The following is a 25,259-nucleotide window of genomic DNA, read 5'->3' on the forward strand; positions in this document are numbered from 1 at the left end:
TTGATCATCCTCATCGGTCTGCCGGGATCGGGTAAATCCACGGTCGGGCGTTTGCTGGCGCGGCGCTTGCAGTTGCCTTTCGTGGATTCGGACCAGGCCATCGAGCAGCGCCTGGGTTGCAGCATCCGCGCGTTTTTCGAGCGCGAGGGCGAGGCGCGCTTTCGCGACGTGGAGCAGGCGGTGCTCGACGAGCTCACCCAGGGGCCGCCGTGCGTGCTCTCGACCGGCGGCGGTGCCGTGCTGCGCCCGGCCAACCGCCAGTGCCTGCGCAAGCGCGGGCAGGTGTTTTATTTGCGCTCGGCGCCCGAAGAGGTGTTCAGGCGCGTGCAGCACGACCGCAGCCGGCCGCTGCTGCAGGTGGCCGATCCGCTGCAAAAGCTGCGCGAGCTGCACGCCCAGCGCGACCCGCTGTACCGCGAGACGGCGCATTGCGTGGTCGAGACCGGCCGGCCTTCGGTGTCGTCGCTGGTCAACTGGATCGCGGCCAGGCTGGAGCTGAACGCGCCGAACTCGCCCCCATCCAGCTCGCTATGATGCGCCCCATGCCCGCCCCCGACCACCGCTCCACGCCACCCGCCCCGGCTGCGCCCGCCGCCAGCCAGCACCCGCCAGCTGCCAGCCCCAGCGCGCCCAACCAGGCCCACCCGCCTGCGCACAGCCTGCAGATCGACCTCGGCGCGCGCAGCTACCCGATCCTGATCGGCAGCGGACTGCTGGACGCCGCCGCCTCGTGGGCTGGCCTGCCCGCCGCTACGCAGGCGCTGATCGTCACCAACACCACGGTCGGGCCGCTCTATGCCGCCAGGCTGCAGCAGGGTTTGCAGGGGCGCTTTGGCCGCGTGCACCTGGTGCAGCTGCCCGACGGCGAGCAATACAAAAACTGGGATGCGCTCAACCAGGTATTCGACACCTTGCTGCAACAGGCTTGCGACCGCAAGACGCTGCTCTTTGCCCTGGGCGGCGGCGTGGTGGGCGACCTGACCGGTTTTGCGGCCGCCTGCTACATGCGCGGCGTGCCCTTCGTGCAGGTGCCGACCACGCTGCTGGCGCAGGTCGATTCGTCGGTGGGCGGCAAAACCGCCATCAACCACCCGCTGGGCAAAAACATGATCGGCGCCTTCTACCAGCCGCTGCGGGTGGTGTGCGACCTCGACACCTTGCGCACCCTGCCGGCGCGCGAGATCAGCGCCGGGCTGGCCGAAGTCATCAAGTACGGCCCGATCCACGACCTCGATTTTCTGACCTGGGTGGACGCGAACCTGGAGCGCCTGCTGCGGCTGGAGGGCGCCGCGCTGGCGCACGCGGTGCGGCGCAGCTGCGAGATCAAGGCCGCCGTGGTGGGCGCCGACGAGCGCGAATCGGGCCTGCGCGCGATCCTCAACTTTGGCCACACCTTTGGCCACGCCATCGAGGCCGGGCTGGGCTACGGCCAGTGGCTGCACGGCGAGGCGGTGGGCTGCGGCATGGTGCTGGCGGCGCGGCTGTCGCAGCGCCTGGGGCTGCTCGCGGCCGATCGGGCTCAGCAGCTGGCCGATTTGATCGCGCGCGCCGGCCTGCCGGTGCGGGCGCCCCGGTTCGATGCCGACCCGACCGCCAACGCCGCGCGCTACCTCGAGCTGATGCGGGTGGACAAAAAGGCCGACGCCGGCCAGATCCGCTTCGTGCTGGTGGACGACGCCGGCGCCGCCCACCTGCAGCCGGTGGCCGATGCCCTGGTGGCCGAGGTGCTCGAGGCCGGCTGTGCCTGAGCTCCAACCCTACGCCTGCCACCCCGAGCGCAGCCGGGGCCGGCGCTACCCGCAAGCGCCGGCGCCCACGCGCAACGACTTCCAGCGCGACCGCGACCGCGTCATCCACAGCAGCGCCTTCAGGCGCCTGGTCTATAAAACCCAGGTGTTTCTGAACCACGAGGGCGATCTGTTTCGCACCCGCCTGACGCACTCGCTCGAGGTGGCGCAGCTGGGGCGCAGCATGGCCCGCGCCCTGGGGCTGCACGAAGATCTGGTGGAGGCGCTGGCGCTGGCGCACGACCTCGGCCACACCCCTTTTGGCCATGCGGGCCAAGACGCGCTCAACGCCTGCCTGCACCAGCTGCCGCCCGAGCCTGACGAGCCCGAAGACCAACCCACGCCGCACGAACCCGTGGGCGGCTTCGAGCACAACCTGCAAAGCCTGCGCGTGGTCGATACCCTCGAACAACGCTACCCAGAGTTCGACGGCCTGAACCTGTGCTTCGAGACCCGCGAAGGCATACTCAAACACTGCTCGCGCGCCAACGCAGAGCGCTTGCAGCAGCTCGAGCCCGGCGGCGTGGGGGCGCGTTTTTTGCTCGGGCACGCACCCTCGCTCGAGGCGCAACTGGCCAATCTGGCCGACGAGATCGCCTACAACGCGCACGACATCGACGACGGCGTGCGCTCGGGCCTGCTGACGCTCGAGCAGCTCGGTGCCGTCGAGCTGTTCGAGCGCCATCTGCGCGCCGTGCGCCAGCAGTACCCGGCGCTCAACGGCAAGCGCTTGCTCTACGAAACGATCCGACGCATGCTGACCGAGCAGGTCTATGACGTGATCGACGCCAGCCGCGCCGCCATCGCCCAGGCCGGCGTGCAGTCGGTGGACGAGGTGCGGCTGTGCCCGCCCTTGTTGCGCTTTTCGGCCGCCATGCGCGCCCAGACCGGCGCGCTCAAGCGTTTTTTGATGGCGCAGCTCTACCGCCACCCGCAGGTGATGGCGCAGACCGAGCGCGCGCGCCAGGTGGTAACCGAGCTCTACCTGATCTACCACCAAGACCCGCAGCAGCTTCCGGCCCCGGCGCCCGGCGCCCTGCCCATCAGCCTGCGCCGGCGCGTGGCCGACCACATCGCCGGCATGACCGACCGCTACGCCATGCGCGAGCACCTGCGCCTGACCGGGCAGAGCCTGTTCGATTGACTAGGTGAGGGCCACCACCCGATGGCACGCCAACCCCGCCTGAGCCTGAGCGGCTGGCCGCACCTGTTGATCTGGCGCGCGCACCCAGGGCTGGAGCTGTTCCACGAGGCCACGGATCGGCAGCTTTTCTTGCGGCTGCTGACCGAGGCCGTGCGTGCGCAGCCGCTGCAGTGGCACGGCTACGTGTTGCTGGCGCAGCAGGTGCGGCTGCTGCTCACGCCGCTGGCCGACGGGGCCTTGTCGCGCACCATGCAGGCGCTGGGGCGCAGCTATGGGCGCCACTACAACCTGCGCCACGGCCACACGGGTACGCTGTGGGCGGGGCGCTTTCGCGGCACGGTGCTGCAGCCCGAAACCGAGTTGCTGCCCGCACTCCTGAGCCTGGACACGCAGGCGCAGCGGCAGGGGCTGGTGCGTGCGGCGGCCGAATTCCCCTGGAGCAGCCATGCCCACTACGCCGGGCTGCGCCACGACCCGGCCCTGAGCGCACCGCCGGCCTATTGGCAACTGGGCAACACCCCCTTTGAGCGCGAGGCCGCTTATGTGGCCCTGGTGGAGCAGGGGTTGAGCGAGGCGGCACAGCAGCGGCTCGAGCAGGCCGCGCTCAAAGGCTGGGTGCTGGGCAGCCCGGCTTTCGTGGCGCAGTTGCAGCCGCTCACCCCGCGCCGGCTGCAGCCGGCGCAGCGCGGACGGCCGCGGCGGGTGCAACCAGCGCTGGCGCAAGCCTAATCTGTCCCTAAATTAATCGGAGACGTATCGTAAAAGCATAAATTAGGGACAGACCCCATTTGTTGTGCTTGTCAAAGCCCACGCTTTGCCCTATGCTTGCCGGCAGTCATCAACCGCTTAGGAGTTTGCCGTGTCGCCCAGCCTTGAAATCGACCTCTTGCGTCAGTACGGCCTGTACGACCCCGCGCACGAGCACGACGCCTGTGGCGTGGGCTTTGTGGCCCACATCAAGGGGCAGAAAAGCCACGCCGTGGTGCAGCAGGGCTTGCAGATTCTGGCCAACCTTGACCACCGCGGTGCCGTGGGCGCCGACGAGCTCATGGGCGACGGTGCCGGCATCTTGCTGCAACTGCCCGACGCGCTGTACCGCGCCGACATGGCGGCGCGCGGCTGCACCCTGCCGCCACCGGGCGAGTACGGCGTGGGCATGATCTTTTTGCCCAAGGAACACGCCAGCCGCCTGGCGTGCGAGCAAGAGCTGGAGCGCGCCATCCGCGCCGAAGGGCAGGTGCTGCTGGGCTGGCGCGACGTGCCGGTGAACGCCGCCATGCCGATGTCGCCCACGGTGCGCCAGACCGAGCCCGTGATCCGCCAGGTGTTCATCGGCCGCGGCACCGACGTGATCGTGCAGGACGCGCTCGAGCGCAAGCTCTACGTGATCCGCAAGACCGCCAGCGCGCACATTCAGGCGCTGGGACTCAAGCACGGCAAGGAGTACTACGTGCCGAGCATGAGCAGCCGCACCGTGGTCTACAAGGGCCTGCTGCTGGCGAATCAGGTCGGCGACTACTACCTCGACCTGCAAGACGCGCGCTGCGTCTCGGCGCTGGCGCTGGTGCACCAGCGCTTTTCGACCAACACCTTCCCCGAGTGGCCGCTGGCGCACCCCTACCGCTATGTGGCGCACAACGGCGAGATCAACACCGTCAAGGGCAACTACAACTGGATGCGCGCGCGCGAAGGCGTGATGAGCTCGCCGGTGCTGGGGGCCGACCTGGCCAAGCTGTACCCGATCAGCTTTGCCGGCCAGTCCGACACCGCGACCTTCGACAACTGCCTCGAGCTGCTGACCATGGCCGGCTACCCGCTGGCGCAGGCGGTGATGATGATGATCCCCGAACCCTGGGAGCAGCACACCCACATGGACGCGCGCCGCCGCGCCTTCTACGAGTACCACGCCGCCATGCTCGAGCCCTGGGACGGCCCGGCTTCGATCGTCTTCACCGACGGGCGTCAGATCGGCGCCACGCTGGACCGCAACGGCCTGCGGCCCTCGCGCTACTGCGTCACCGACGACGATTTCGTCATCATGGCTTCCGAATCCGGCGTGCTGCCGGTGCCCGAGAGCAAGATCGTGCGCAAGTGGCGCTTGCAGCCGGGCAAGATGTTCCTGATCGACCTCGAGCAGGGGCGCCTGATCGACGACGAGGAACTCAAGGCCAGCCTGGCCTACAGCAAGCCCTACCAGCAGTGGATCGAAAACCTGCGTCTGCGCCTCGACGACGTGACGCAACCAGTGGCCGGTGCCGCCGAGGGCGGCGAGGTGCGGGTTGAAGAGTCGGCCCGCGCCGCGCTCGACCACAGCGACGCCGCGCTGCTCGACTGGCAGCAGGCGTTTGGCATGACGCAGGAGGACATCAAGTTCCTCATGGCGCCGATGGCGCTCAACGCCGAAGAGGGCATCGGCTCCATGGGCAACGACAGCCCGCTGGCGGTGCTGTCGAGCAAGAACAAACCGCTTTACCACTACTTCAAGCAGCTGTTTGCGCAAGTCACGAACCCGCCGATCGACCCGATCCGCGAAGCGATCGTGATGTCGCTGGTGAGCTTCATCGGACCCAAGCCCAACTTGCTCGACATCAACCAGGTCAACCCGCCGCTGCGGCTCGAAGTCAGCCAGCCGGTCTTGAACCCGGCCGACATGGCCAAGCTGCGCGGCATCGAGCGCCGCACCGGCGGCAAGTTCAAGAGCAGCACGATCGACATCTGCTACCCCGTGGCCTGGGGCAAGGAGGGGGTGGAGGCGAAACTGGCTTCGCTGTGCGCCGAGGCAGTGGACGCGATCAAGGGCGGCAGCAACATCCTGATCTTGAGCGACCGCGGCGTGAGCGCGCAGCAGGTGCCCATTCCGGCCCTGCTGGCGCTGTCGGCCGTGCACCAGCACCTGGTGCGCACGGGGCTGCGCACCAGCGCCGGGCTGGTGGTGGAAACCGGTTCGGCGCGCGAGGTGCACCACTTTGCGCTGCTGGCGGGCTATGGTGCCGAGGCCGTGCACCCGTGGCTGGCGATGCAGACGCTGGAGGCCATCCACCACGAGCTCAGTGGCGATCTGTCGGCCGACAAAGCCATTTACCACTACGTCAAGGCGATCGGCAAGGGCCTGTCGAAGATCATGTCCAAAATGGGCGTGAGCACCTACATGAGCTACTGCGGCGCGCAGCTGTTCGAGGCCATCGGCCTGAACAGCGCCACGGTGGACAAGTACTTCAGCGGCACACCCAGCCGGGTCGAGGGCATCGGGGTGTTCGAGATCGCCGAAGAGGCCATCCGCACCCACCGCGCCGCCTTTGGCACCGACCCGCTGCTGGCGACCATGCTCGATGCCGGCGGCGAATACGCCTGGCGCGCGCGCGGCGAAGAGCACATGTGGACGCCCGACGCCATCGCCAAGCTGCAGCACGCCACCCGCGCCAACAACTTTGCCAGCTACAAAGACTACGCCCAGATCATCAACGACCAGACCCGGCGCCACCTGACGCTGCGCGGGCTGTTCGAGTTCCGCGTCGATCCGGCGCGCGCCATCGCCATCGACGAAGTGGAGCCGGCGCGCGAGATCGTGAAACGCTTTGCCACCGGCGCCATGTCGCTGGGCTCGATCAGCACCGAGGCCCACGCCACGCTGGCGGTGGCCATGAACCGCATCGGGGGCAAGAGCAACACCGGTGAGGGCGGCGAAGACCCGGCGCGTTACCGCGCCGAACTCAAGGGCAGCGCCATCGGCAGTGGCCAGACGCTGGCTTCGGTCATCGGTGCCGACAAGGTGGTGGCGCAGCTGCCGCTGCAACCGGGCGACAGCCTGCGCTCGCGCATCAAGCAGGTGGCCTCGGGGCGCTTTGGCGTCACGGCCGAATACCTGGTGAGCGCAGACCAGATCCAGATCAAGATGGCCCAGGGCGCCAAGCCGGGCGAGGGCGGGCAGTTGCCGGGCACCAAGGTCTCGGACTACATCGGCTTCTTGCGCCACTCGGTGCCGGGCGTGGGCCTGATCAGCCCGCCGCCGCACCACGACATCTACTCGATCGAAGACCTGGCGCAGCTCATCCACGACCTGAAAAACGTCAACCCGCGCGCCGACATTTCGGTCAAGCTGGTGTCGGAAGTGGGCGTGGGCACGATTGCCGCCGGGGTCGCCAAGGCCAAGGCCGACCACGTGGTGATCGCCGGCCACGACGGCGGCACCGGGGCCTCGCCCTGGTCCAGCATCAAGCACGCCGGCAGCCCGTGGGAGATCGGGCTGGCCGAAACGCAGCAGACGCTGGTGCTCAACCGCCTGCGCGGCCGCATCCGGGTGCAGGTCGATGGCCAGATCAAGACCGGGCGCGACGTGGTGGTGGGCGCGCTGCTGGGGGCCGACGAGTTCGGCTTTGCCACCGCACCGCTGGTGGTCGAGGGCTGCATCATGATGCGCAAGTGCCACCTCAACACCTGCCCGGTGGGCGTGGCGACGCAAGACCCGGCGCTGCGCGCCAAGTTCTCGGGCCAGCCCGAGCACGTGGTGAACTACTTCTTCTTCGTCGCCGAAGAGGTGCGCCAGATCATGGCCCAGCTCGGTGTGCGCCGCTTCGACGATCTGGTGGGCCGCGCCGATCTGCTCGACACCCGGCGCGGGCTCGAGCACTGGAAGGTGCAGGGGCTGGATTTCTCGCGCCTGTTCTACCAGCCGCCACTGCCCGCTGCGGTGCCGCGCCGGCACACCAGCACCCAAGACCACGGCCTGGGGCAGGCGCTGGATGTGCGGCTGATCGAAAAATCGCGCCCGGCGATCGAGCGCGGCGAGCGCGTGCAGTTCATTGAAACGGCGCGCAACGTCAACCGCACCGTCGGCGCCATGCTCTCGGGCGCGGTCACGCGCGTACACCCCGAGGGCCTGCCCGACGACAGCATCCGCATCCAGCTCGAGGGCACGGGCGGGCAGTCGTTCGGCGCGTTCCTGTGCAAGGGCGTGACCCTGTATCTGATCGGCGACGCCAACGACTACACCGGCAAGGGCCTCTCGGGCGGGCGCGTAGTGGTGCGCCCGAGCATCGAGTTTCGCGGCGACGCCGGGCGCAACATCATCGTCGGCAACACCGTGCTCTACGGCGCCACCAGCGGCGAGGCGTTCCTGCGCGGCGTGGCCGGCGAGCGCTTTGCGGTGCGGCTCTCGGGCGCCACGGCGGTGGTCGAGGGCACCGGCGACCACGGCTGCGAATACATGACCGGCGGCACCGTGGTGGTGTTGGGCGCAACCGGGCGCAATTTTGCCGCCGGCATGAGCGGCGGCGTGGCCTATGTGCTCGACGAAGACGGCCAGTTTGCCCAGCGCTGCAACACCACCATGGTGCGGCTCGAGAAAGTGCTGCCAGCGGCCGAGCAAGAGGCCGCCGGCCAGCGCGGCATCTGGCACCGTGGCCAGACCGACGAGGCGCAACTGCGCGCCCTGATCGAAGCGCACCTGCGCTGGACCGGTTCGGCCAAGGCGCGCCAGATTCTGGACCACTGGGACTACAGCCGCAGCCGCTTCGTCAAGGTCATGCCGACCGAGTACCAGCGCGCTTTGGGCGAGCTGCACGCGCGCGCCCAGGCCGCTGCCAGCGCCGCCCCAGCCGCCTTGGCTCCGGCAGCCACGGCCTGAGCCTGCCCCCACGACACCAACCAAGTTCAGCGAGTACCGCATCATGGGAAAAATCACCGGTTTCATGGAGTTTGAGCGCCTCGAGGAAGGCTGCCAGCCGGTCGCCGAGCGCCTGAAAAACCACCGCGAGTTCGTCATCGCGCTCGACGACGCGCAGGCCCGGCGCCAGGCCGCGCGCTGCATGGACTGCGGCACGCCGTTTTGCAACAACGGCTGCCCGATCCACAACGTCATCCCGGATTTCAACGATCTGGTCTATCGTGCCGACTGGCAAAACGCCAGCGCGGTGCTGCACAGCACCAACAACTTCCCCGAGTTCACCGGCCGCATCTGTCCGGCGCCGTGCGAGTCGGCCTGCACGCTCTACATCAACGACGACGCGGTGGGCATCAAGTCGATCGAGCACGCGATCATCGACCGCGCCTGGGAGCAGGGCTGGGTGCAGCCGCAGCCGGCGGCACACGCCACGAGCAAAAAGGTGGCCGTGGTGGGTTCGGGCCCGGCCGGCCTGGCGGCGGCGCAGCAGCTGGCGCGCGCCGGGCACGCGGTCACGGTGTACGAGAAAAACGAGCGCGTGGGCGGCCTGCTGCGCTACGGCATCCCCGACTTCAAGCTCGAAAAATCGCACATCGAGCGCCGCGTGGCGCAGTTGCAGGCCGAAGGGGTGCAGTTCCAGACCGGGGTGCTGGTGGGTGAGCTGCCCACCGAAGGCGCCGGGGCCAAGGTGCAAAACGAGGCCAAGCGCAGCATCGCCGCGGCGCAGTTGCAGGCCGACTACGACGCCGTGCTGCTGTGCGGCGGCAGCGAGCAGAGCCGCGACCTGCCGGTGCCGGGGCGCGAGCTCGACGGTGTGCATTTTGCGATGGAGTTCTTGCCGCAGCAAAACAAGGTCAACGCCGGCGACAGACTGAAAAAGCAGATCCGCGCCGACGGCAAGCACGTGATCGTGATCGGCGGCGGCGACACCGGCTCCGACTGCGTCGGCACCAGCCGCCGCCACGGCGCCGCCAGCGTGACCCAGTTTGAACTGCTGCCCATGCCGCCCGAGCAAGAAGACCGCAACCTGACCTGGCCCTACTGGCCAATCAAGCTGCGCACCAGCTCCAGCCACCTGGAGGGCTGCGAGCGCGCCTTTGCCATTTCAACCAAGGCCTTCACCGGCAGCAAAGGCAAGCTCAGCGGCCTGACCACGGTGCAAGTGGAGCTGCAAGGCGGCAAGTTGGTCGAAATCCCGGGCACCGAGCAGCAGCACAAGGCCGATCTGGTGCTGCTGGCCATGGGCTTCACGCACCCGCTGGCCAGCGTGCTCGAGGCCTTTGGGGTGGAAAAAGACGCGCGCGGCAACGCCCGCGCCCACACCGAGGCCAGCGGCGGCTACGCCACCAACGTGCCCAAGGTGTTTGCCGCCGGCGACATGCGCCGCGGCCAGTCGCTGGTGGTGTGGGCGATCCGCGAGGGCCGGCAAGCGGCGCGGGCGGTGGACGAATTCCTGATGGGGCACTCGGACTTGCCGCGCTAGGCTCAGCAGCCCCGGGCGGGTTGGGAGCGCGGGCTTTCCCTTATGATCGCTCCACGCCACTTATATGAATCCCACCGCCCCACCCCCTCTGGTCGAGCTGCAGCAGGTGCGCTTTGGCTACGGCCAGCGCCCGATCCTCGACGGCCTGTCGCTGACGGTGCCGCGTGGCCGCGTCACGGCGGTGCTGGGCGCATCGGGCGGCGGCAAAACCACGGTGCTGCGCCTGATCGGCGGCCAGCAGCGGGCGCAGTCGGGGCAGGTGCGCTTTGACGGCCTGGATGTCGGCGCGCTCGACCTGGCTGGCCTGTATGCGGTGCGTCGGCGCATGGGCATGCTGTTCCAGTTCGGGGCCTTGTTCACCGACCTGAACGTCTATGACAACGTGGCGTTCCCGCTGCGCGAGCAGACGCGCCTGTCCGAGGGGCTGATCCGCGACATCGTGCTCATGAAGCTCGACGCCGTGGGCTTGCGTGGCGCGCGCGACCTGCTGCTGTCCGAGATCTCGGGCGGCATGGCGCGCCGCGTGGCGCTGGCGCGCGCGATCGCGCTCGACCCCGAGCTGGTGCTCTACGACGAGCCCTTTGCCGGCCTGGACCCAATTTCGCTGGGCACCATCGCGCGCCTGATCCGCCAGCTCAACGACGCCATGGGCCTGACCAGCATTCTGGTGTCGCACGACGTGCACGAAACCCTGGCCATTGCCGACCACGTGGTGGTGCTGGCCCAAGGCCGTGTGGCCGCGCAGGGCAGCCCGCAGCAGGTGCGCGCAAGCACCGACCCATTGGTGCACCAGTTCATCCACGCCGAGCCCGAGGGGCCGGTGCATTTTCACTACCCGGCCGCCTCGGTGGCCGACGATTACGGCTTGGGTGCGCCGCCGGCCCGCCCAGCCGCCGGAGGCCGCCGGTGACGCAAAGAGCGCTCTCGCACATAGGCTTTGCGGTGCGCCAGTGGCTCGCCAGCCTGGGGTTTGGCGCACGCTTGCTGCTGCGTCTGTTCGTGTTGCTGCCGGCGGTGCTGCGCCGCTACCCCTTGCTGCGCGACCAGATCCACTTTTTGGGCAACTACTCGCTGGCCATCATCGGTGTCTCGGGCCTGTTCGTGGGCTTTGTGCTGGCGCTGCAGGGCTACTACATCCTGAACCAGTTTGGTTCCACCGAGGTGCTGGGCTTGCTGGTGGCCTTGAGCCTGATTCGCGAGCTCGGGCCGGTGATCGGGGCGCTGTTGTTTGCGGGCCGCGCCGGCACCTCGCTCACGGCCGAAATCGGCCTCATGAAAGCCGGCGAACAACTGAGCGCCATGGAGATGATGGCGGTGGACCCGATCGCGCGCATTCTGGCGCCGCGCTTTTGGGCTGGGGTCGTCGTGCTGCCGGTGCTGGTGACGGTGTTCAGCGCCGTCGGTATCCTGGGGGGCTGGTTGGTTGGCGTGCATCTGCTGGGTGTCGATGGTTCGGCCTACTGGGGGCAGATGCAGGCCGGGGTCGATGTCTGGAGCGACGTGGGCAACAGCCTGGTCAAGGGGCTGGTGTTTGGCGTGGCGGTGACGTTCATCGCGCTGCTGCAGGGCTATCTGGCCACGCCCACGCCTGAAGGGGTGGCGCGCGCCACCACGCGCACCGTGGTCATGGCCTCGCTGGCGGTGCTGGGGCTGGACTTTGTCCTGACGGCGCTGATGTTTGGAGTGTGAGGGGAAACGCATATGCAAAGCTCGGTCAAGGATGTGTGGGTCGGTCTGTTCGTGCTGCTGGGGGCGCTGGCGTTGCTGTTTCTGTCGCTGCAGTCGGCCAATCTGTTGCAGATCAGTTGGCAGCCCACATACCAGGTGACGGCACGTTTCGACAACATCGGCGGCCTGCGCGCCGGGGCCACGGTGCGCAGCGCCGGGGTGCCAGTCGGGCGGGTGCAGCAAATCACCTTCAACGACCAGACTTTTCAGGCCGATGTCACCCTGCTGCTGGAACAGCGCTACGCTTTTCCTAGCGACAGCTCGTTCCAGATCCTGACCAGCGGCCTGCTGGGCGAGCAGTACGTGGGCATCGTGCCCGGCGGGGCGGACGAAAACCTGGCCGACGGGGCCACGGTGACGCTGACGCAGTCGGCGATCGTGCTCGAGAATCTGATCGGGCAGTTTTTGTTCAACCGCGCGGCCGATTCCGGTGCCGACGGAGCCGCTGCCCGCCAATGAGCGCGCAGCGACGGGGTGGAATGGATAAGGAATCAATGGAGGGATCGCAAAAATGAACCGTTTACAGGGTGTGAAAAATATGCCGGGCACGCAGATTGCGCACCGCACTGCCCAACCCCCGCCGCGCGCCGGGTGGTTGGGCATGGGTTGCGCCGCGCTGGCGCTGCTGGCCACGAGCGGCTGCGCCACCGGCCCCGACGCCCACCCCCAAGACCCGCTGGAGCCGCTCAACCGCCAGGTGCAGCAGTTCAACGACGCCGTGGACCGCACCATTGCGCGCCCGGTGGCCGTCGCCTACCGCGACACCGTGCCCTCGCCGCTGCGCACCGGGGTCAACAATTTTTTCAACAACCTGCGCGATTTCTGGTCGTTCGTCAACGCCAGTCTGCAGGCGCGGCCGCAAGAGGCGGTGGAAAACCTCACCCGCGTCAAGATCAACACCTTCTTTGGCTTTGGCGGCGTGCTCGACATCGCCACCGAGGCTGGGGTCGAGCGCACCCCGCTCGACTTTGGCCACACCCTGGGGCGCTGGGGCGTGCCCACAGGCCCCTATCTGGTGCTGCCTCTGCTGGGGCCCTCCACCGTGCGCGACGCCGTGGGCCGGGTGGTGGACCAAAACGCCGACCCGATCGGCACCGTGGAGCCCCGCGCCGACCGCAACGCCCTCACGGTGCTGCGCCTGACCGACAACCGCGCCGACCTGCTGCCCGCCACCGACATGGTGGACCGCATTGCGCTCGACCGCTACAGCTTCATCCGCAATGCCTTCTTGCAACGCCGCGCGGCGCAAATCCGCACCGACGAGTTCCCCGACGAGTTCCCTGATGAAGAGGAACCGGCGTCCGAACCTGCTGCCGTTCCCGCTCCCACTTCGGTGCCGGCACAGTAAGCGATGCAAGCAAATGCAACATCTGCGCCCTTGAACCGGCCGGCCCGGCTTGGGCGCTGCACAATACCCATCATGAAACACGACCTGCACCCACTTGCTTTGCCCGCGGCCTCGCGCCGCGCTGCGCTCTACGCCCTTGGTGCCCTTGGCACCCTGGGGGTGGTGGGCGCTGCGCTGCTGGCACCGGCCCGGGTGGCGGCGCAAACCCTCGAGGCCCCCGATGCGCTGATCATGCGCGTGGGCCTCGAGGTGCTGCGCCAGATCCAGGCCGACCCGGTGTTGCGTGGCGGCGACATCGACCGCATCATGGCGCTGGTGGATGGCAAGTTGATGCCGCACGTCAACTTTCGCCGCATGACCGCCTCGGCCGTGGGGCGCTTCTGGCGCCAGGCCACACCCGAGCAGCGCACCCGGCTGCAAGACGAGTTCAAGCTGCTGCTGGTGCGCACCTACTCGGGGGCCCTCAGCCACGTGACCGACCAGACGCTGGTGTTGCGCCCCAGCCGCTTCACCCCGCAAGACACCGAGGTGGTGGTGCGCACCGAGCTGCGCGGGCGCAGCGAACCGATCCAGATCGACTACCGGCTCGAACGCACCCCGCAGGGCTGGAAGGTGTTTGACTTCAACGTCATGGGCATCTGGCTGGTGGACACCTACCGCAACCAGTTCACCACCGAGATCAACGCCCGCGGCATCGACGGCCTGATCGCCTCGTTGGCCGAACGCAACCGCGCCGGTGCGGCGGCGGCACGCACCTGAGCCCCTTGCGTCTTTGATGCCATGCCCATGAGCCCAGCCCAGGGCGCAGCCTTGGCCGCGCCGCGCAGCCTGCCCGACTTGCCGCAGCGCCTGACGCACGAGCAGGCCGATGCCTACGTGCAGCGTTGCCTGGCGCTGATGGAATCCGACGTGGCCGCACCCACCGCCGCCGCGCCAGCCCAGACTGGAGCTGCCCACTGGTCGCTCGATGCCGCCGCCTTGCAGCATTTTGATTCGTCGGCGCTGGCGGCGCTGCTGGCGGTGGCGCGCTTGCTGCAAGCGCGGGGCGGCCGCCTGCAGGTGCTGCACATGCCGCTGCGCCTGCGCGAACTGGCGGCCCTTTACGGCGTGAGCGAACTGTTGGCCGCCTAAGGCGATAGAATGGCCGGTTTAGCCGCGCCACCTCATGCCCCTTAGCTCTGCCACTGCCGCTGTGTCGTTTCAGCAGGTCTCGAAGCGCTACCGCAGCGCCGGTGCCGAGCTGCAGGCGCTCGACGGCGTCAGTTTCGACATCGAGCCGGGCAAGTTTTTTGGCCTGCTGGGGCCCAACGGCGCCGGCAAAACCACCCTCATCAGCATCTTGGCCGGGCTGGCGCGCGCCAGCAGCGGCCGTGTGGCCGTGCTCGGTGCCGACGTGGCCAGCGACTACGCCACGGCACGCCGGCGCCTGGGCGTGGTGCCGCAAGAGCTGGTGTTTGACCCCTTTTTCACGGTGCGCGAGGCGCTGCGCTTTCAGTCCGGCTACTTTGGCATCAGCGGCAACGAGGGCTGGATCGACGAGCTGTTGGCCGGCCTGGGCCTGGCCGACAAGGCCGACACCAACATGCGCCAGCTCTCGGGCGGCATGAAGCGGCGCGTGCTGGTGGCGCAGGCGCTGGTGCACCGCCCGCCGGTGATCGTGCTCGACGAGCCCACCGCCGGCGTCGATGTGGAGCTGCGCCAAACGCTGTGGCAGTTCATCTCTGGGCTCAACCGTCGGGGCTGCACGGTGTTGCTCACCACCCACTACCTCGAGGAAGCCGAGGCGCTGTGCGGGCGCATCGCCATGCTCAAAGACGGGCGGGTGCTGGCGCTGGAGCGCACCTCGACGCTGCTCAAACGCGCCAGCAGCGCCAAGGTGTTGCGCTTCAGGACCGACCAGCCCTTGCCAGCCGCGCTGGCAGCGCAGGCGCGCGTGACCGGGCGCATGGTGCAGTTGCCAGTGCCCGACGCGGCCGCGCTGGAGCGCACCCTGGCCGAGTTGCGCCTGGCCGGCCTGCAGCCCGACGACCTCGAAATCAGCCAGCCCGATCTGGAAGACGTGTTTCTCGACCTGATGCGTGCGGGGGTGGCGTCATGAGCGGCTGGCAGACCCTGTTCTACAAAGAGGTGCTGCGTTTCTGGAAGGTCGGCTTTCAGACCGTGGCCGCGCCGGTGGTCACGGCGCTGCTGTATCTGCTGATCTTTGGCCACGTGCTGCAAGACCATGTGCAGGTGTTCGAAGGCGTGGTCTATACCAGCTTTTTGCTGCCGGGCCTGATCATGATGAGCGTGCTGCAAAACGCCTTTGCCAACAGCTCGTCGAGCCTGATCCAGAGCAAAGTCATGGGCAACCTGGTGTTCGTGCTGCTCACGCCGCTGTCGCACTGGGCCTGGTTCGTGGCCTATGTGGGCTCGTCGATCGTGCGCGGGCTGGCGGTGGGCTTGTGCGTCTGGCTGGTGACGGTGTGGTTTGTCGGCTTTTACCTCGTCTATCCGCTCTGGATTCTGGTGTTTGCCGTGCTCGGGGCTGGGTTGCTCGGGGCCTTGGGCGTGATCGCCGGGCTGTGGGCCGACAAGTTCGACCAGATGGCGGCGTTTCAGAACTTCCTCATTCTGCCGGCCACGTTTCTGAGCGGTGTGTTCTACTCGATCCACTCGCTGCCGCCGTTTTGGCAGTTCGTCAGCCACCTGAACCCGTTTTTCTACATGATCGACGGTTTTCGCTACGGTTTCTTTGGCCAGGGCGACGTCTCGCCTTGGCTCTCGCTGGCGGTGCTCGGGGTTGCCTGGGTGCTGGTCGGCGGGCTGGCGCTGCATCTGCTCAAATCGGGCTACAAGCTGCGGCACTGACGCCCAGGCTCCCATTGGGCTATCCTATCGCTGGCCGCATTTTCAGGCGCCACCCGCAGCCATTCCACACCAGGCACTCCATTCCAGGCACACCACAACATGACCGCGCAAGAACTGCAAACCCTCATCGCCGCCCACCTCGACTGCCTGCACCTGGAGGTGAACGGCGACGGCCGCCACTGGTACGCGGTGGTGGTTTCGCCCGCCTTCGAGGGCAAGCGCCTGATCGCGCGCCACCAAATGGTCTATGCCGCGATGGGCGAGCGCATCCGGCGCGACGAGGTGCACGCGCTCTCGATGCAGACGCACACCCCGGCCGAATGGTCGGCGCGCCAGGCCAGCACCGCCTGAGCGACTGCGCGCGGCCAACCCCACCCCAGCGCCCCCAATCCCTCCACCGCCTACCCCCCCCTCCACCCATGGACAAACTGCGCATCCAAGGCGGCCAGCGCCTGCACGGCGAGGTGCCGATCTCTGGCGCCAAGAACGCCGCCCTGCCCGAGCTCTGCGCCACCTTGCTCACCGACGCGCCGGTGACGCTGCGCAACGTGCCGCGTCTGCGCGACGTGGCCACCATGCGCCGCCTGCTGGAACACATGGGCGTGCAGGTGCAGACCCACGGCGAGCGCGGCGGCCTGACGCTGCAGGCCGGCGCGGCGCTGGAGCCGCTGGCGCCCTACGAGCTGGTCAAGACCATGCGCGCCTCGGTGCTGGTGCTCGGGCCGCTGCTGGCGCGGCTGGGGCGGGCGCGGGTGTCGCTGCCGGGCGGCTGCGCCATCGGTTCGCGCCCGGTCGATCAGCACATCAAGGGCTTGCAGGCGATGGGGGCGCAGATCGCCATCGAGCACGGCTACATGGTGGCGCAGCTGGCGCCGGGCCAGAGCCGGCTGCGCGGCGCGCGCATCACCACCGACATGATTACCGTCACCGGCACCGAAAACTTCCTCATGGCCGCCACCTTGGCCGAGGGTGAAACCGTGCTCGAAAACGCCGCCCAAGAGCCCGAAGTCACCGACCTGGCCGAGCTGCTGATCGCCATGGGGGCGCAGATCGAGGGCCACGGCAGCAGCCGCATCCGCATCCAGGGCGTGGAGCGCCTGCACGGGGCCGAGCACGCCGTGGTGGCCGACCGCATCGAGGCCGGCACCTTTCTGTGCGCCGTGGCCGCTTGCGGCGGTGCGGTGCACCTGCGCCACGCCCGCGGCGAGCACCTCGAGGCGCTGATTGAAAAGCTGCGCGAGGCCGGGGTGTCGGTGCAAGCCAGCGCCGACGGCTTGCAGGTGCAGTCGCCCGGCGCGGCCGCGCTGCGCGCGCAGAGCTTTCGCACCACCGAGTACCCGGGCTTCCCGACCGATATGCAGGCCCAGTTCATGGCCCTCAACGCCGTGGCGCAGGGCAGCAGCAGCGTGAGCGAGACCATTTTCGAGAACCGCTTCATGCACGTGCACGAGCTGCAGCGGCTCGGGGCCAAGATCCGCATCGACGGCCGGCTGGCGCTGATCGAAGGGCTGGGCGGCAGCGGCGCGCAGCTGTCGGGCGCCACCGTCATGGCCACCGACCTGCGCGCTTCCGCCAGCCTGGTCATCGCCGGCCTGGTGGCCGAGGGTGAAACCGTGGTCGATCGCATCTACCACCTGGACCGCGGCTACGACCAGATGGAGCTCAAACTGCGCGCCCTGGGCGCCCAAATCGAGAGGATCGCATGAGTGCCGACCGCATCACGCTGGCCCTGTCCAAAGGCCGCATCTACGACGAAACCCTGCCGCTGCTGCAAGCCGCCGGCATCGAGGTGCTGGAGCACCCCGAGCGCTCGCGCAAGCTGATCCTGCCCACCAACGACCCGGCGCTGCATGTGGTGCTGGTGCGCGCCTCCGACGTCCCCACCTACGTGCAGTACGGCGGCGCCGACCTGGGCGTGTGCGGCAAAGACACGCTGCTCGAGCACGAGGCCGAGTGGGGCGGAGCGGCCAACGTCGGGCTGTACCAGCCGCTCGATCTGCAGATCGCGCGCTGCCGCATGAGCGTGGCGGTGCGCGCCGATTTCGACTACGTGCGCGCCGTGCGCCAGGGCGCGCGCATCCGCGTGGCGACCAAATACGTGGCGATCGCGCGCGAGTTCTTTGCCAGCAAGGGCGTGCATGTCGATCTGATCAAGCTCTACGGCAGCATGGAGCTGGCGCCCCTGACCGGTCTGGCCGATGCCATCGTCGATCTGGTCTCGACCGGCAACACGCTCAGGGCCAACCAGCTGATCGAGGTCGAGCGCATCATGGACATTTCCTCGCGCCTGGTGGTCAACCAAGGTGCGCTCAAGGTCAAGCGCGCGCTGCTGCGGCCGCTGCTCGATGCCTTTGCCCAGGCCACAGCCCAAGAGACCGCGCACGACAGCGCCCCGATCTGCGCGCCGGGGGGGCTGGCATGATGACCACGCCCGCTGCATCTGCAGGCTCCACCCCCCCTTTGCAGGCGCGCCCGCTGCGCCTGAGCACGCAGCAGCCCGATTTCGAGGCCCAGTTGGCCCAGCGCCTGCACTGGTCCGCCGCAGCCGACGCCGCCATCGAGCAGCGCGTGCTCGAGATCGTGGCTGACGTGCGCGCCCGCGGCGACGCCGCCGTGCTCGACTGCACGCGCCGCTTCGACCGCCTGCACGCCCCGAGCATGGCGGCGCTGCAGCTGCAGCCGTCGGAACTGCAAGCCGCCTTCGAGCAGCTGCCCGCAGCCCAGCGCGAGGCGCTGCTGCAGGCGGCCGCGCGCGTGCGCCGCTACCACGAGGCCCAGTTGCAGGCCTGTGGCCAGAGCTGGAGCTACCGCGACGCCGACGGCAGCCTGCTCGGGCAAAAGGTGACGCCGCTGGAGCGCGTGGGCATCTACGTGCCCGGCGGGCGCGCCGCCTACCCGTCCTCGGTGCTGATGAACGCCATCCCGGCCCAGGTGGCCGGGGTGGCCGAAATCGTGATGGTCGTGCCCACGCCCGACGGCGCCAGGAACCCGCTGGTGTTGGCCGCCGCCCACGTGGCCGGGTTCGCGCGCGCCTTCACCATCGGCGGCGCGCAGGCGGTGGCGGCGTTGGCCTACGGCACCCAGAGCGTGCCCAGGGTGGACAAGATCACCGGCCCCGGCAACGCCTACGTGGCCAGCGCCAAAAAGCACGTGTTTGGCCAGGTCGGCATCGACATGATCGCCGGCCCGAGCGAGATTCTGGTGCTGGCCGACGGCAGCACGCCACCCGACTGGGTGGCCATGGACTTGTTCAGCCAGGCCGAGCACGACGAGCTGGCGCAGTCGATCCTGCTCTGCCCCGAACCGGCCTATCTCGATGCCGTGCAGGAGGCAATCGATCGTCTGCTGCCCGAGATGCCGCGCGCCGCCCTCATCGCCGCCAGCCTCAATGGCCGCGGCGCCCTGATCCAGACCCGCAGCCTCGAAGAAGCCTGTGCCATCAGCAACCGCATCGCGCCCGAGCACCTCGAGCTGGCCTGCCGCGAGCCGCAGCGCTGGGAGCCGCTGCTGCAGCACGCCGGCGCCATTTTCATGGGCGCCTACACCAGCGAAAGCCTGGGCGACTACTGCGCCGGCCCCAACCACGTGTTGCCCACGGCCGGTACGGCGCGTTTTTCCAGCCCGCTCGGGGTCTATGATTTTCAGAAGCGCAGCAGCCTGATCGAGGTCAGCGCCGCCGGCGCGCAGACGCTGGGCCGCATCGCCAGCGTGTTGGCGCACGGCGAGGGCCTGCAGGCGCACGCCCGTGCGGCCGAGATGCGGCTGCATCCCCCCGCCAACAGCTAAGGCGCTCGAGGCGCGCTGTGCGCCGCGCGCCACTGCGCCACCACCGCCTCGAGCTCGCAGGCACGGCGCAGGGCGGTCACGCCCGCAGGCAGGCGCGGCGAGCGCAGCACCGGGGCATTGCCGCCCACCCACAGCGCCACCGTGCTGGGCAACTGCGCGCGCAACTGGCGCAAGGCGGCCAGCACCTCGTTGGACGGGTGGTGCGAGCTAAAGCTCAAAGCCACGGCGTCGATCTGCAGCTGCTGCGCCGCCGCCAGCACCTCGAGCACCGGGGTGTTGGGGCCCAGCGGCAAGCGCTGGCAGTGCTGCAGCGCCAGAAAGCACTCGGCCATCAGCAGCCCCAGGGCGTGGTGTTCGTTGGGCAAGGTGGTGAGCAACACCCTGGGCGGGGTGCCGCTGTGGCCTTGCAGGTCCAGTTGCACCAGCGCCTGACGCAGCACCGATTGCACGACCTCGCTGTGCAGGTGCTCTTGAAACACCGAAATCCGTTCGTCCAGCCACGCCTGCCCCACAGCCACGCTCAAGGGTACGATGAAATCCTCGATCGTCGGCCCCAGCCCGTGGCGCAGCAGCTGCTCGTGCAGCCGCAGGCGCAGGGTCTCGGTTTGGTTGGCTTGCAGGGCGCTGAGCCACTGCTGGCACCACGCAGGCTCCAGCGCGGGCCTGGATGCGGGGGGGCTGCCGGCCTGCTGCGCCTGTAACCGCTCCTGCAGACGGGCTTGCAGCTCGGCCTCGGGCAGGGGCACCACCTGGTGCGGTCGTTGGCCGGAATCGAGCAGGCGCTTGATCAGGCGCAGGCGCTGCAGCTGGGCTTCATCGTAGCGGCGCTCGCCGTGGGCGTCGCGGCTGGGGGTGGGAAAGCCATAGCGGCGCTCCCAGACGCGCAGCGTGTCTTTGCCCAAGCCGGTTTCACGCTCCATGTCTGCAATAGACAAAGCGAGCGGAGCCTGAGAGGGTGCAAGGCGCTTGAGCATCGCTTGCGATCATGCCACAAAAGTCCCCTGGATGGCCGCTGGTTGACCCATCCATGCCGATATTACTCTTTGCTGTTTGCAGTTTATGGTTGTGCTCTGGGATCGATCGAGGGCCGCAGCAGGGGGGCTGTCACAGGCCTGGTCCGGCCTTTTGTGGCCCTTGGTTGCAGACCAATCTTTTTTCGCGCATACTATGTTTGTCTAAGACAAATACAGGATCTGCCATGCCCTCTGCCGACTCCCACAGCCATCAGCCCGCACCTGCTGCCACTGCGCTGCGCGTGGCCGTGGTCGGCTCGGGCATCGCCGGGCTGGCGGCCGCCCATGCGCTGCGCACGCATGCCCACGTGACCCTGTTCGAGGCTGGGTCCTACTTTGGCGGCCACACCCATACCGTGGACGTGACCCTGCCCGGCCCCGATGGCGCCTCCTGCACGCACGGCGTCGATACCGGGTTTTTGGTCTATAACGAGCGCACCTACCCGCGGCTCATTGCCCTGTTGGCCGAGCTCAGGGTGCCGGCGGCGGCTTCGGACATGTCGTTTTCGGTGCAGGTGCCGCTGGGCGCACGCTGGCTGGAGTGGAGCGGCACCGATTTGAGCACCGTGTTCGCGCAGCGCCGCAACCTGCTGCGGCCGCGCTTTTGGGGCATGTTGCGCGACCTGCTGCGCTTCAACGCCCTGTGCACGCGGCTGGCGCAAAGCGGCGATCAGGCCGAGGCCATGCAGCAGCCCTTGCAGGATTTTTTGCAGCAGCACCGCTTTGGCGCCGCCTTTCGCGACTGGTACCTGCTGCCCATGCTGGGCTGCATCTGGAGCTGCCCGACCGATCAGATGCTACGCTTCCCCGTGGCGACCATGGTGCGCTTTTGCCACAACCACGGGTTGATTCAAATCCGCAACCGGCCGCAGTGGTACACGGTGCGCGGTGGCGCAAGCCAGTATGTGCAAAAAATCGTCGCCAGCCTGCCCGATGCGCGCCTCAACTCCCCGGTGCAGCGCATCGAGCGCGACGACCACGGCGCATGGTTGCACAGCCCGGCCGGGGTCGAGCGCTTTGACCGGGTGGTGGTGGCCACCCACACCGACCAAGCGCTGGCGCTGCTCGATCAGCCCAGCGCCGCCGAGCAAGCCGTGCTGAGCGCCATCCGCTACCAGCACAACCGCGCCGTGCTGCACACCGACACGGCGGTGCTGCCGCAGCAGCGCAGCGCCTGGGCAGCGTGGAATTACGAGCGTGCCGCCGACGCCGGCAGCGAGGCGGCCCGCGTGTGCTTGCATTACCTCATCAACCGCTTGCAGCCGCTGCCCTTTGCCCAGCCGGTGCTGGTGTCGCTCAACCCGGTGCGCGCCATCGATCCGGCCAAAGTCATCCGGCAGATCGACTATGCGCACCCGGTGTTTGACCAAGCCGCCGTCGCTGCCCAGCGCCGCCTGGCCGACCTGCAAGGGCAGCAGCACACCTGGTTCTGTGGCGCCTGGGCCGGCTACGGATTTCACGAAGACGGGCTCAAATCCGGCCAAGCGGCGGCCCAAGCCCTGCTGCGCGCCGCTGCATTTGTGCAGGGCGCGCCCCGTTCGGCGCAGCCGCGCGCTCTATTGCAGCCAAGCCCGACCCTGCACGAGGTGCCAGCGTGAATTCGGCGCCGCAAGCCTACGTCGGCTTCGGCCAGGTGCGCCACACGCGTCTGCGCCCGCGGCGCAACGCCTTTGTCTATCCCACCTGCTTTTTGTTGCTGCCCATGCGCGACTTGGCCCAAGCCGCGCCAGCCTTGGCGCGCAACCGCTGGGCACCGATCAGCTTTTACGACTGCGACCACGGCGACGGCCGCACGGCGCAGCAGGGCGGGGCGCTGGCTTGGGTGGATGAGCTGCTGCGCGCACACGGCATCGACGACGCCGACGGCCAAATCTGGCTGCACTGCTACCCCAGGGTGTGGGGCCACACCTTCAAGCCGGTGAGCTTTTGGTACTGCGAGCGCGCCGACGGCAGCCTGCGCGCCGTGCTGGTCGAGGTCAACAACACCTTTGGCGAGCGCCACTGTTACCTGCTGGATCGGCCGCGCGAGGGGCAGGAGTGCCGTGCCAGCAAGGTCTTTCACGTCTCGCCTTTTTGTCAGGTGCAGGGCTGGTACCGCTTCAGGTTCATGCGCCGCCTGGATGGCGCGCAGCCGCGCACGGTGGTGCGCATCGACCACGACGACGCCGCCGGCCCCTTGTTGCAGACCAGCGTCAGCGGCACCCTGCAGGCGCTCGATGCCGCCTGCCTGCGTCAGGCGCTGTGGGCACACCCGGCGCTCACGCTGCTGCTGCTGGCGCGCATCCATTGGCAGGCGCTCAAGCTCTGGCTCAAGCGCACCGGTTTGCAGCGCAAGCCCGAGCCGCCCAAAGCCTTTGTCAGTCAATGAAGCCCCGTCATCCTCTGTTGCACCCCCAGCCCCAGGAGCGTCTGCCATGAACAGCCAATCGACCCCCATTCAAGACCCCTCTGCGAGCCCGTTGTCGGCTGCATGGGGCGCTTGTGCACGCCACGACGGTTGGCCTGACGCGGCGAATTTGGCTCCGGCTGCGCGCCAATCCCAGGCCAAGCCACCGCCCTGGGCCGCGCGCACCTTGCAGCGACTGTTGCAGCAACTGGAGCACGGCCAGCTGGCGGTGCATTGGCCCGACGGGCATTGTGCACACTACGGCCCGGGCGCAGAGTGCGAACCCACGGTGGAGATTCGGGTCCATGACTGGAGGGTGTGTGCCGCTGTGCTCAAGTCGGGCGACATCGGTTTTGGCGAGACCTACATGGCTGGCCAGTGGGACACGCCCGATTTGGCCGTCTTGCTGCGCCTGCTGCTGCGCAACCGCGCCGTGATCGAGCGCCTGATTCACGGCCACTGGGCCGGGCGCTTGCTGCACCGGGTGCGGCATTGGCTCAACCGCAACACGCGCGCCAACAGCCGCAAAAACATCCAGGCCCACTACGACCTGGGCAACGATTTTTACCTCCTCTGGCTCGATGCCGGCATGAACTATTCCAGCGCCTGGTTCCAGGGCCAACCTGGCGGCAGCCTGGAAGCCGCCCAGCGCGCCAAGCTGCGCCGCGCCTTGCAAATGGCTGGCTTGCAGCCGGACCGACCGGGCCAGCGCGTGCTCGAAATCGGTTGCGGCTGGGGCGCGCTGGCGCAGCAGGCGGCGCACGAGTTTGGCGCCCATGTCACCGGCATCACCTTGTCGGGCGAGCAACTGGCCTACGCACAGCAGCGCTTGCAGGCCCAAGGGCTGGCGCAACGGGCCGATCTGCGGCTGCAAGACTACCGCGACCTGCGCCTGGGGGCCGGCGAGGCGCCGTTCGACGCCATCTGCTCGATCGAAATGGTCGAGGCCGTGGGGCGCGCATACTGGCCCATTTACTTTGACACCGTGGCGCGGCTGCTCAAGCGCGGCGGGCGCGCCTGCATCCAAAGCATCGTCATCCGCGACGAGCGCTTCGGCGCCTACGTGTCCTCGACCGACTTCATCCAGCAGCACGTGTTCCCGGGTGGCTGCTTGCCCAGCGCCGCCGAGTTCAGACGCCAGGCGGAGGCGGCTGGGCTGCGCGTGGTCGATGAGCTGGCTTTTGGTCCCGACTACGCCGAAACCTGCCGCCGCTGGCACCGCGCCTTCTGGGCGCACCGCGAAGCCGTGCGCGCGCAGGGTTTCGATGCCCGCTTCGAGCGCTTGTGGACTTTTTATCTCGCCTATTGCGAAGCCGGCTTCGATCAAGGCGACATCGACGTGATCCAGTTCACGCTGGAGCACGCTCCATGAAGGCGCGCTCCTCGAACCATGCGCTGGCCCCGCTCCAGGTGCTGACGCCCGAGCAAAACCAGCGGCGCGTGATGTTGCGCCAGCTGCTGCTGCCCACTGCGGCGGCTGTGTGTGCCAGCAGCTGGAGCCGCGCGGCATTGGCTCAAACCCAAGTCCCGCCATCCAACGAACCACCAACTGGCGAGCCGTCGCCTGTGCCAGGCTTGCGCTGGTCTGGGCAGGGCCTGTTGCGGGTGTGGGGCTTTGAGGTTTACCGGGCCCGGCTGTGGGTGGGCCCGCGTTTCAACCCCGCCGACCATGCTTCCGACGCGCTGGCGCTCGAGTTGGAGTATCTGCGCGCCTTCAGCGCCGCCTCGATCGCCAGCCGGTCGATCGAGGAGATGCGGCGCCAGCAGCACATCGCCCCCGATCAGGGTGAGCGCTGGCAGCGCGCCTTGCAAGCCGTGCTGCCCGATGTGCGCGCCGGCGACCGCCTGCTGGGCGTGTACCGACCGGGGCAAGCGGCCCAGTTTCGACAGCCCAACCGGGTGCTGGGCGAAGTGCCCGACGCGCTGTTTGCGCGGCTGTTTTTTGGCATCTGGCTGGCTCCGACCACATCCGAGCCCGGCCTGCGCGCCGCCTTGCTCGGCTTGCCGGCGCGCGGCTAAACACAGGCCACCGCCGTGACACCTGCCGCCACGCCCGCGCTCAGCCAAGCCACCCT

At 68.4% G+C, this 25,259-nt stretch carries 23 protein-coding genes; 22 read left to right on the forward strand and 1 reads right to left on the reverse strand.

What is annotated here, in order from left to right; all coding sequences use genetic code 11:
- From AAAZ40_RS03295 to hisD, 18 genes are all read left to right on the forward strand, one after another.
- Positions 1-534, forward strand: a complete 534-nt coding sequence (locus AAAZ40_RS03295) for a shikimate kinase (protein WP_476661153.1) — start codon at positions 1-3, stop codon at positions 532-534.
- An 8-nt stretch (positions 535-542) separates the two neighbouring features.
- Positions 543-1,748, forward strand: a complete 1,206-nt coding sequence (gene aroB, locus AAAZ40_RS03300) for a 3-dehydroquinate synthase (RefSeq protein WP_476661154.1) — start codon at positions 543-545, stop codon at positions 1,746-1,748.
- Positions 1,708-2,931 (forward strand): deoxyguanosinetriphosphate triphosphohydrolase, encoded by a 1,224-nt coding sequence (locus AAAZ40_RS03305; protein ID WP_476661155.1) that lies wholly within the window; start codon positions 1,708-1,710, stop codon positions 2,929-2,931. The genes aroB and AAAZ40_RS03305 overlap by 41 nt, the downstream gene beginning before the upstream one ends.
- Before the next feature lie 21 nt (positions 2,932-2,952).
- Positions 2,953-3,660 carry a transposase gene (locus AAAZ40_RS03310; protein ID WP_476661156.1) on the forward strand — a complete coding sequence of 236 codons (708 nt, stop codon included), beginning with the start codon at positions 2,953-2,955 and terminating at the stop codon, positions 3,658-3,660.
- Positions 3,661-3,790: 130 nt separating this feature from the next.
- Positions 3,791-8,554 carry a glutamate synthase-related protein gene (locus tag AAAZ40_RS03315; protein ID WP_476661157.1) on the forward strand — a complete coding sequence of 1,588 codons (4,764 nt, stop codon included), beginning with the start codon at positions 3,791-3,793 and terminating at the stop codon, positions 8,552-8,554.
- 43 nt (positions 8,555-8,597) lie between these two features.
- Complete coding sequence (locus AAAZ40_RS03320; RefSeq protein WP_476661158.1) at positions 8,598-10,073, forward strand: glutamate synthase subunit beta; 1,476 nt, start codon at positions 8,598-8,600, stop codon at positions 10,071-10,073.
- Positions 10,074-10,137: 64 nt separating this feature from the next.
- The gene (locus AAAZ40_RS03325) at positions 10,138-10,983 is read left to right on the forward strand and encodes an ABC transporter ATP-binding protein (protein WP_476661159.1); all 846 of its coding nucleotides are present in this window, start codon (positions 10,138-10,140) and stop codon (positions 10,981-10,983) included.
- Positions 10,980-11,762 carry a lipid asymmetry maintenance ABC transporter permease subunit MlaE gene (gene mlaE / locus AAAZ40_RS03330; RefSeq protein WP_476661160.1) on the forward strand — a complete coding sequence of 261 codons (783 nt, stop codon included), beginning with the start codon at positions 10,980-10,982 and terminating at the stop codon, positions 11,760-11,762. The genes AAAZ40_RS03325 and mlaE overlap by 4 nt, the downstream gene beginning before the upstream one ends.
- 12 nt (positions 11,763-11,774) lie before the next feature.
- Positions 11,775-12,260 (forward strand): outer membrane lipid asymmetry maintenance protein MlaD, encoded by a 486-nt coding sequence (mlaD, locus tag AAAZ40_RS03335; RefSeq protein ID WP_476661161.1) that lies wholly within the window; start codon positions 11,775-11,777, stop codon positions 12,258-12,260.
- A gap of 52 nt (positions 12,261-12,312) precedes the next feature.
- A complete protein-coding gene (locus AAAZ40_RS03340) occupies positions 12,313-13,149 on the forward strand; it encodes an MlaA family lipoprotein (protein ID WP_476661162.1) in 837 nt (278 codons plus the stop codon).
- 72 nt (positions 13,150-13,221) lie between these two features.
- A complete protein-coding gene (locus AAAZ40_RS03345) occupies positions 13,222-13,908 on the forward strand; it encodes an MlaC/ttg2D family ABC transporter substrate-binding protein (RefSeq protein WP_476661163.1) in 687 nt (228 codons plus the stop codon).
- Between the two features lie 27 nt (positions 13,909-13,935).
- Positions 13,936-14,280 (forward strand): STAS domain-containing protein, encoded by a 345-nt coding sequence (locus AAAZ40_RS03350; RefSeq protein WP_476661164.1) that lies wholly within the window; start codon positions 13,936-13,938, stop codon positions 14,278-14,280.
- Positions 14,281-14,314: 34 nt separating this feature from the next.
- A complete protein-coding gene (locus AAAZ40_RS03355) occupies positions 14,315-15,247 on the forward strand; it encodes an ABC transporter ATP-binding protein (RefSeq protein WP_476661165.1) in 933 nt (310 codons plus the stop codon).
- On the forward strand, positions 15,244-15,999 hold the full coding sequence (locus AAAZ40_RS03360; protein ID WP_476661166.1) for an ABC transporter permease: 756 nt from the start codon (positions 15,244-15,246) through the stop codon (positions 15,997-15,999). Before AAAZ40_RS03355 ends, AAAZ40_RS03360 begins: the two co-directional genes overlap by 4 nt.
- A gap of 99 nt (positions 16,000-16,098) precedes the next feature.
- On the forward strand, positions 16,099-16,350 hold the full coding sequence (locus AAAZ40_RS03365) for a BolA family protein (RefSeq protein WP_476661167.1): 252 nt from the start codon (positions 16,099-16,101) through the stop codon (positions 16,348-16,350).
- Between the two features lie 68 nt (positions 16,351-16,418).
- Positions 16,419-17,705: a UDP-N-acetylglucosamine 1-carboxyvinyltransferase gene (gene murA / locus AAAZ40_RS03370; protein ID WP_476661168.1), complete on the forward strand. Its 1,287-nt coding sequence runs from the start codon at positions 16,419-16,421 to the stop codon at positions 17,703-17,705.
- Positions 17,702-18,421, forward strand: a complete 720-nt coding sequence (gene hisG, locus AAAZ40_RS03375) for an ATP phosphoribosyltransferase (protein WP_476661169.1) — start codon at positions 17,702-17,704, stop codon at positions 18,419-18,421. The genes murA and hisG overlap by 4 nt, the downstream gene beginning before the upstream one ends.
- A complete protein-coding gene (gene hisD / locus AAAZ40_RS03380; RefSeq protein WP_476661170.1) occupies positions 18,418-19,785 on the forward strand; it encodes a histidinol dehydrogenase in 1,368 nt (455 codons plus the stop codon). The genes hisG and hisD overlap by 4 nt, the downstream gene beginning before the upstream one ends.
- Here hisD and AAAZ40_RS03385 read toward each other — a convergent pair.
- Positions 19,782-20,720 (reverse strand): MerR family transcriptional regulator, encoded by a 939-nt coding sequence (locus AAAZ40_RS03385; RefSeq protein WP_476661171.1) that lies wholly within the window; start codon positions 20,718-20,720, stop codon positions 19,782-19,784. The genes hisD and AAAZ40_RS03385 overlap by 4 nt on opposite strands.
- A 314-nt stretch (positions 20,721-21,034) precedes the next feature.
- Between AAAZ40_RS03385 and AAAZ40_RS03390 the strand changes: the two genes are divergently transcribed.
- The 4 genes from AAAZ40_RS03390 (at position 21,035) to AAAZ40_RS03405 (ending at position 25,203) form a co-directional block, all read left to right on the forward strand.
- Entirely contained in the window at positions 21,035-22,396 is a 1,362-nt protein-coding gene (locus AAAZ40_RS03390) for an NAD(P)/FAD-dependent oxidoreductase (RefSeq protein WP_476661675.1), read from the forward strand.
- Positions 22,393-23,166, forward strand: coding sequence for a DUF1365 domain-containing protein (locus tag AAAZ40_RS03395; protein WP_476661172.1), 774 nt, complete (start codon positions 22,393-22,395; stop codon positions 23,164-23,166). Before AAAZ40_RS03390 ends, AAAZ40_RS03395 begins: the two co-directional genes overlap by 4 nt.
- A gap of 205 nt (positions 23,167-23,371) precedes the next feature.
- Complete coding sequence (locus tag AAAZ40_RS03400) at positions 23,372-24,556, forward strand: class I SAM-dependent methyltransferase (RefSeq protein ID WP_476661173.1); 1,185 nt, start codon at positions 23,372-23,374, stop codon at positions 24,554-24,556.
- Positions 24,553-25,203, forward strand: coding sequence for a chalcone isomerase family protein (locus tag AAAZ40_RS03405; protein WP_476661174.1), 651 nt, complete (start codon positions 24,553-24,555; stop codon positions 25,201-25,203). Before AAAZ40_RS03400 ends, AAAZ40_RS03405 begins: the two co-directional genes overlap by 4 nt.
- Positions 25,204-25,259: the final 56 nt, after the last annotated feature.

The organism is Serpentinimonas sp. SMBJO2 (assembly GCF_056341105.1).

What these genes read in the sequence shown, in the direction of transcription:
- murA (WP_476661168.1), top strand. Translation starts at nt 16,419, where the DNA reads ATGGACAAACTGCGCATCCAAGGCGGCCAGCGCCTGCACGGCGAGGTG.
- hisD (WP_476661170.1), top strand. Translation starts at nt 18,418, where the DNA reads ATGATGACCACGCCCGCTGCATCTGCAGGCTCCACCCCCCCTTTGCAG.
- AAAZ40_RS03340 (WP_476661162.1), top strand. Translation starts at nt 12,313, where the DNA reads ATGAACCGTTTACAGGGTGTGAAAAATATGCCGGGCACGCAGATTGCG.
- AAAZ40_RS03305 (WP_476661155.1), top strand. Translation starts at nt 1,708, where the DNA reads ATGCCCTGGTGGCCGAGGTGCTCGAGGCCGGCTGTGCCTGAGCTCCAA.
- hisG (WP_476661169.1), top strand. Translation starts at nt 17,702, where the DNA reads ATGAGTGCCGACCGCATCACGCTGGCCCTGTCCAAAGGCCGCATCTAC.
- AAAZ40_RS03310 (WP_476661156.1), top strand. Translation starts at nt 2,953, where the DNA reads ATGGCACGCCAACCCCGCCTGAGCCTGAGCGGCTGGCCGCACCTGTTG.
- mlaD (WP_476661161.1), top strand. Translation starts at nt 11,775, where the DNA reads ATGCAAAGCTCGGTCAAGGATGTGTGGGTCGGTCTGTTCGTGCTGCTG.
- AAAZ40_RS03360 (WP_476661166.1), top strand. Translation starts at nt 15,244, where the DNA reads ATGAGCGGCTGGCAGACCCTGTTCTACAAAGAGGTGCTGCGTTTCTGG.
- AAAZ40_RS03355 (WP_476661165.1), top strand. Translation starts at nt 14,315, where the DNA reads ATGCCCCTTAGCTCTGCCACTGCCGCTGTGTCGTTTCAGCAGGTCTCG.
- aroB (WP_476661154.1), top strand. Translation starts at nt 543, where the DNA reads ATGCCCGCCCCCGACCACCGCTCCACGCCACCCGCCCCGGCTGCGCCC.
- AAAZ40_RS03325 (WP_476661159.1), top strand. Translation starts at nt 10,138, where the DNA reads ATGAATCCCACCGCCCCACCCCCTCTGGTCGAGCTGCAGCAGGTGCGC.
- AAAZ40_RS03350 (WP_476661164.1), top strand. Translation starts at nt 13,936, where the DNA reads ATGAGCCCAGCCCAGGGCGCAGCCTTGGCCGCGCCGCGCAGCCTGCCC.
- AAAZ40_RS03365 (WP_476661167.1), top strand. Translation starts at nt 16,099, where the DNA reads ATGACCGCGCAAGAACTGCAAACCCTCATCGCCGCCCACCTCGACTGC.
- AAAZ40_RS03320 (WP_476661158.1), top strand. Translation starts at nt 8,598, where the DNA reads ATGGGAAAAATCACCGGTTTCATGGAGTTTGAGCGCCTCGAGGAAGGC.
- AAAZ40_RS03405 (WP_476661174.1), top strand. Translation starts at nt 24,553, where the DNA reads ATGAAGGCGCGCTCCTCGAACCATGCGCTGGCCCCGCTCCAGGTGCTG.
- AAAZ40_RS03345 (WP_476661163.1), top strand. Translation starts at nt 13,222, where the DNA reads ATGAAACACGACCTGCACCCACTTGCTTTGCCCGCGGCCTCGCGCCGC.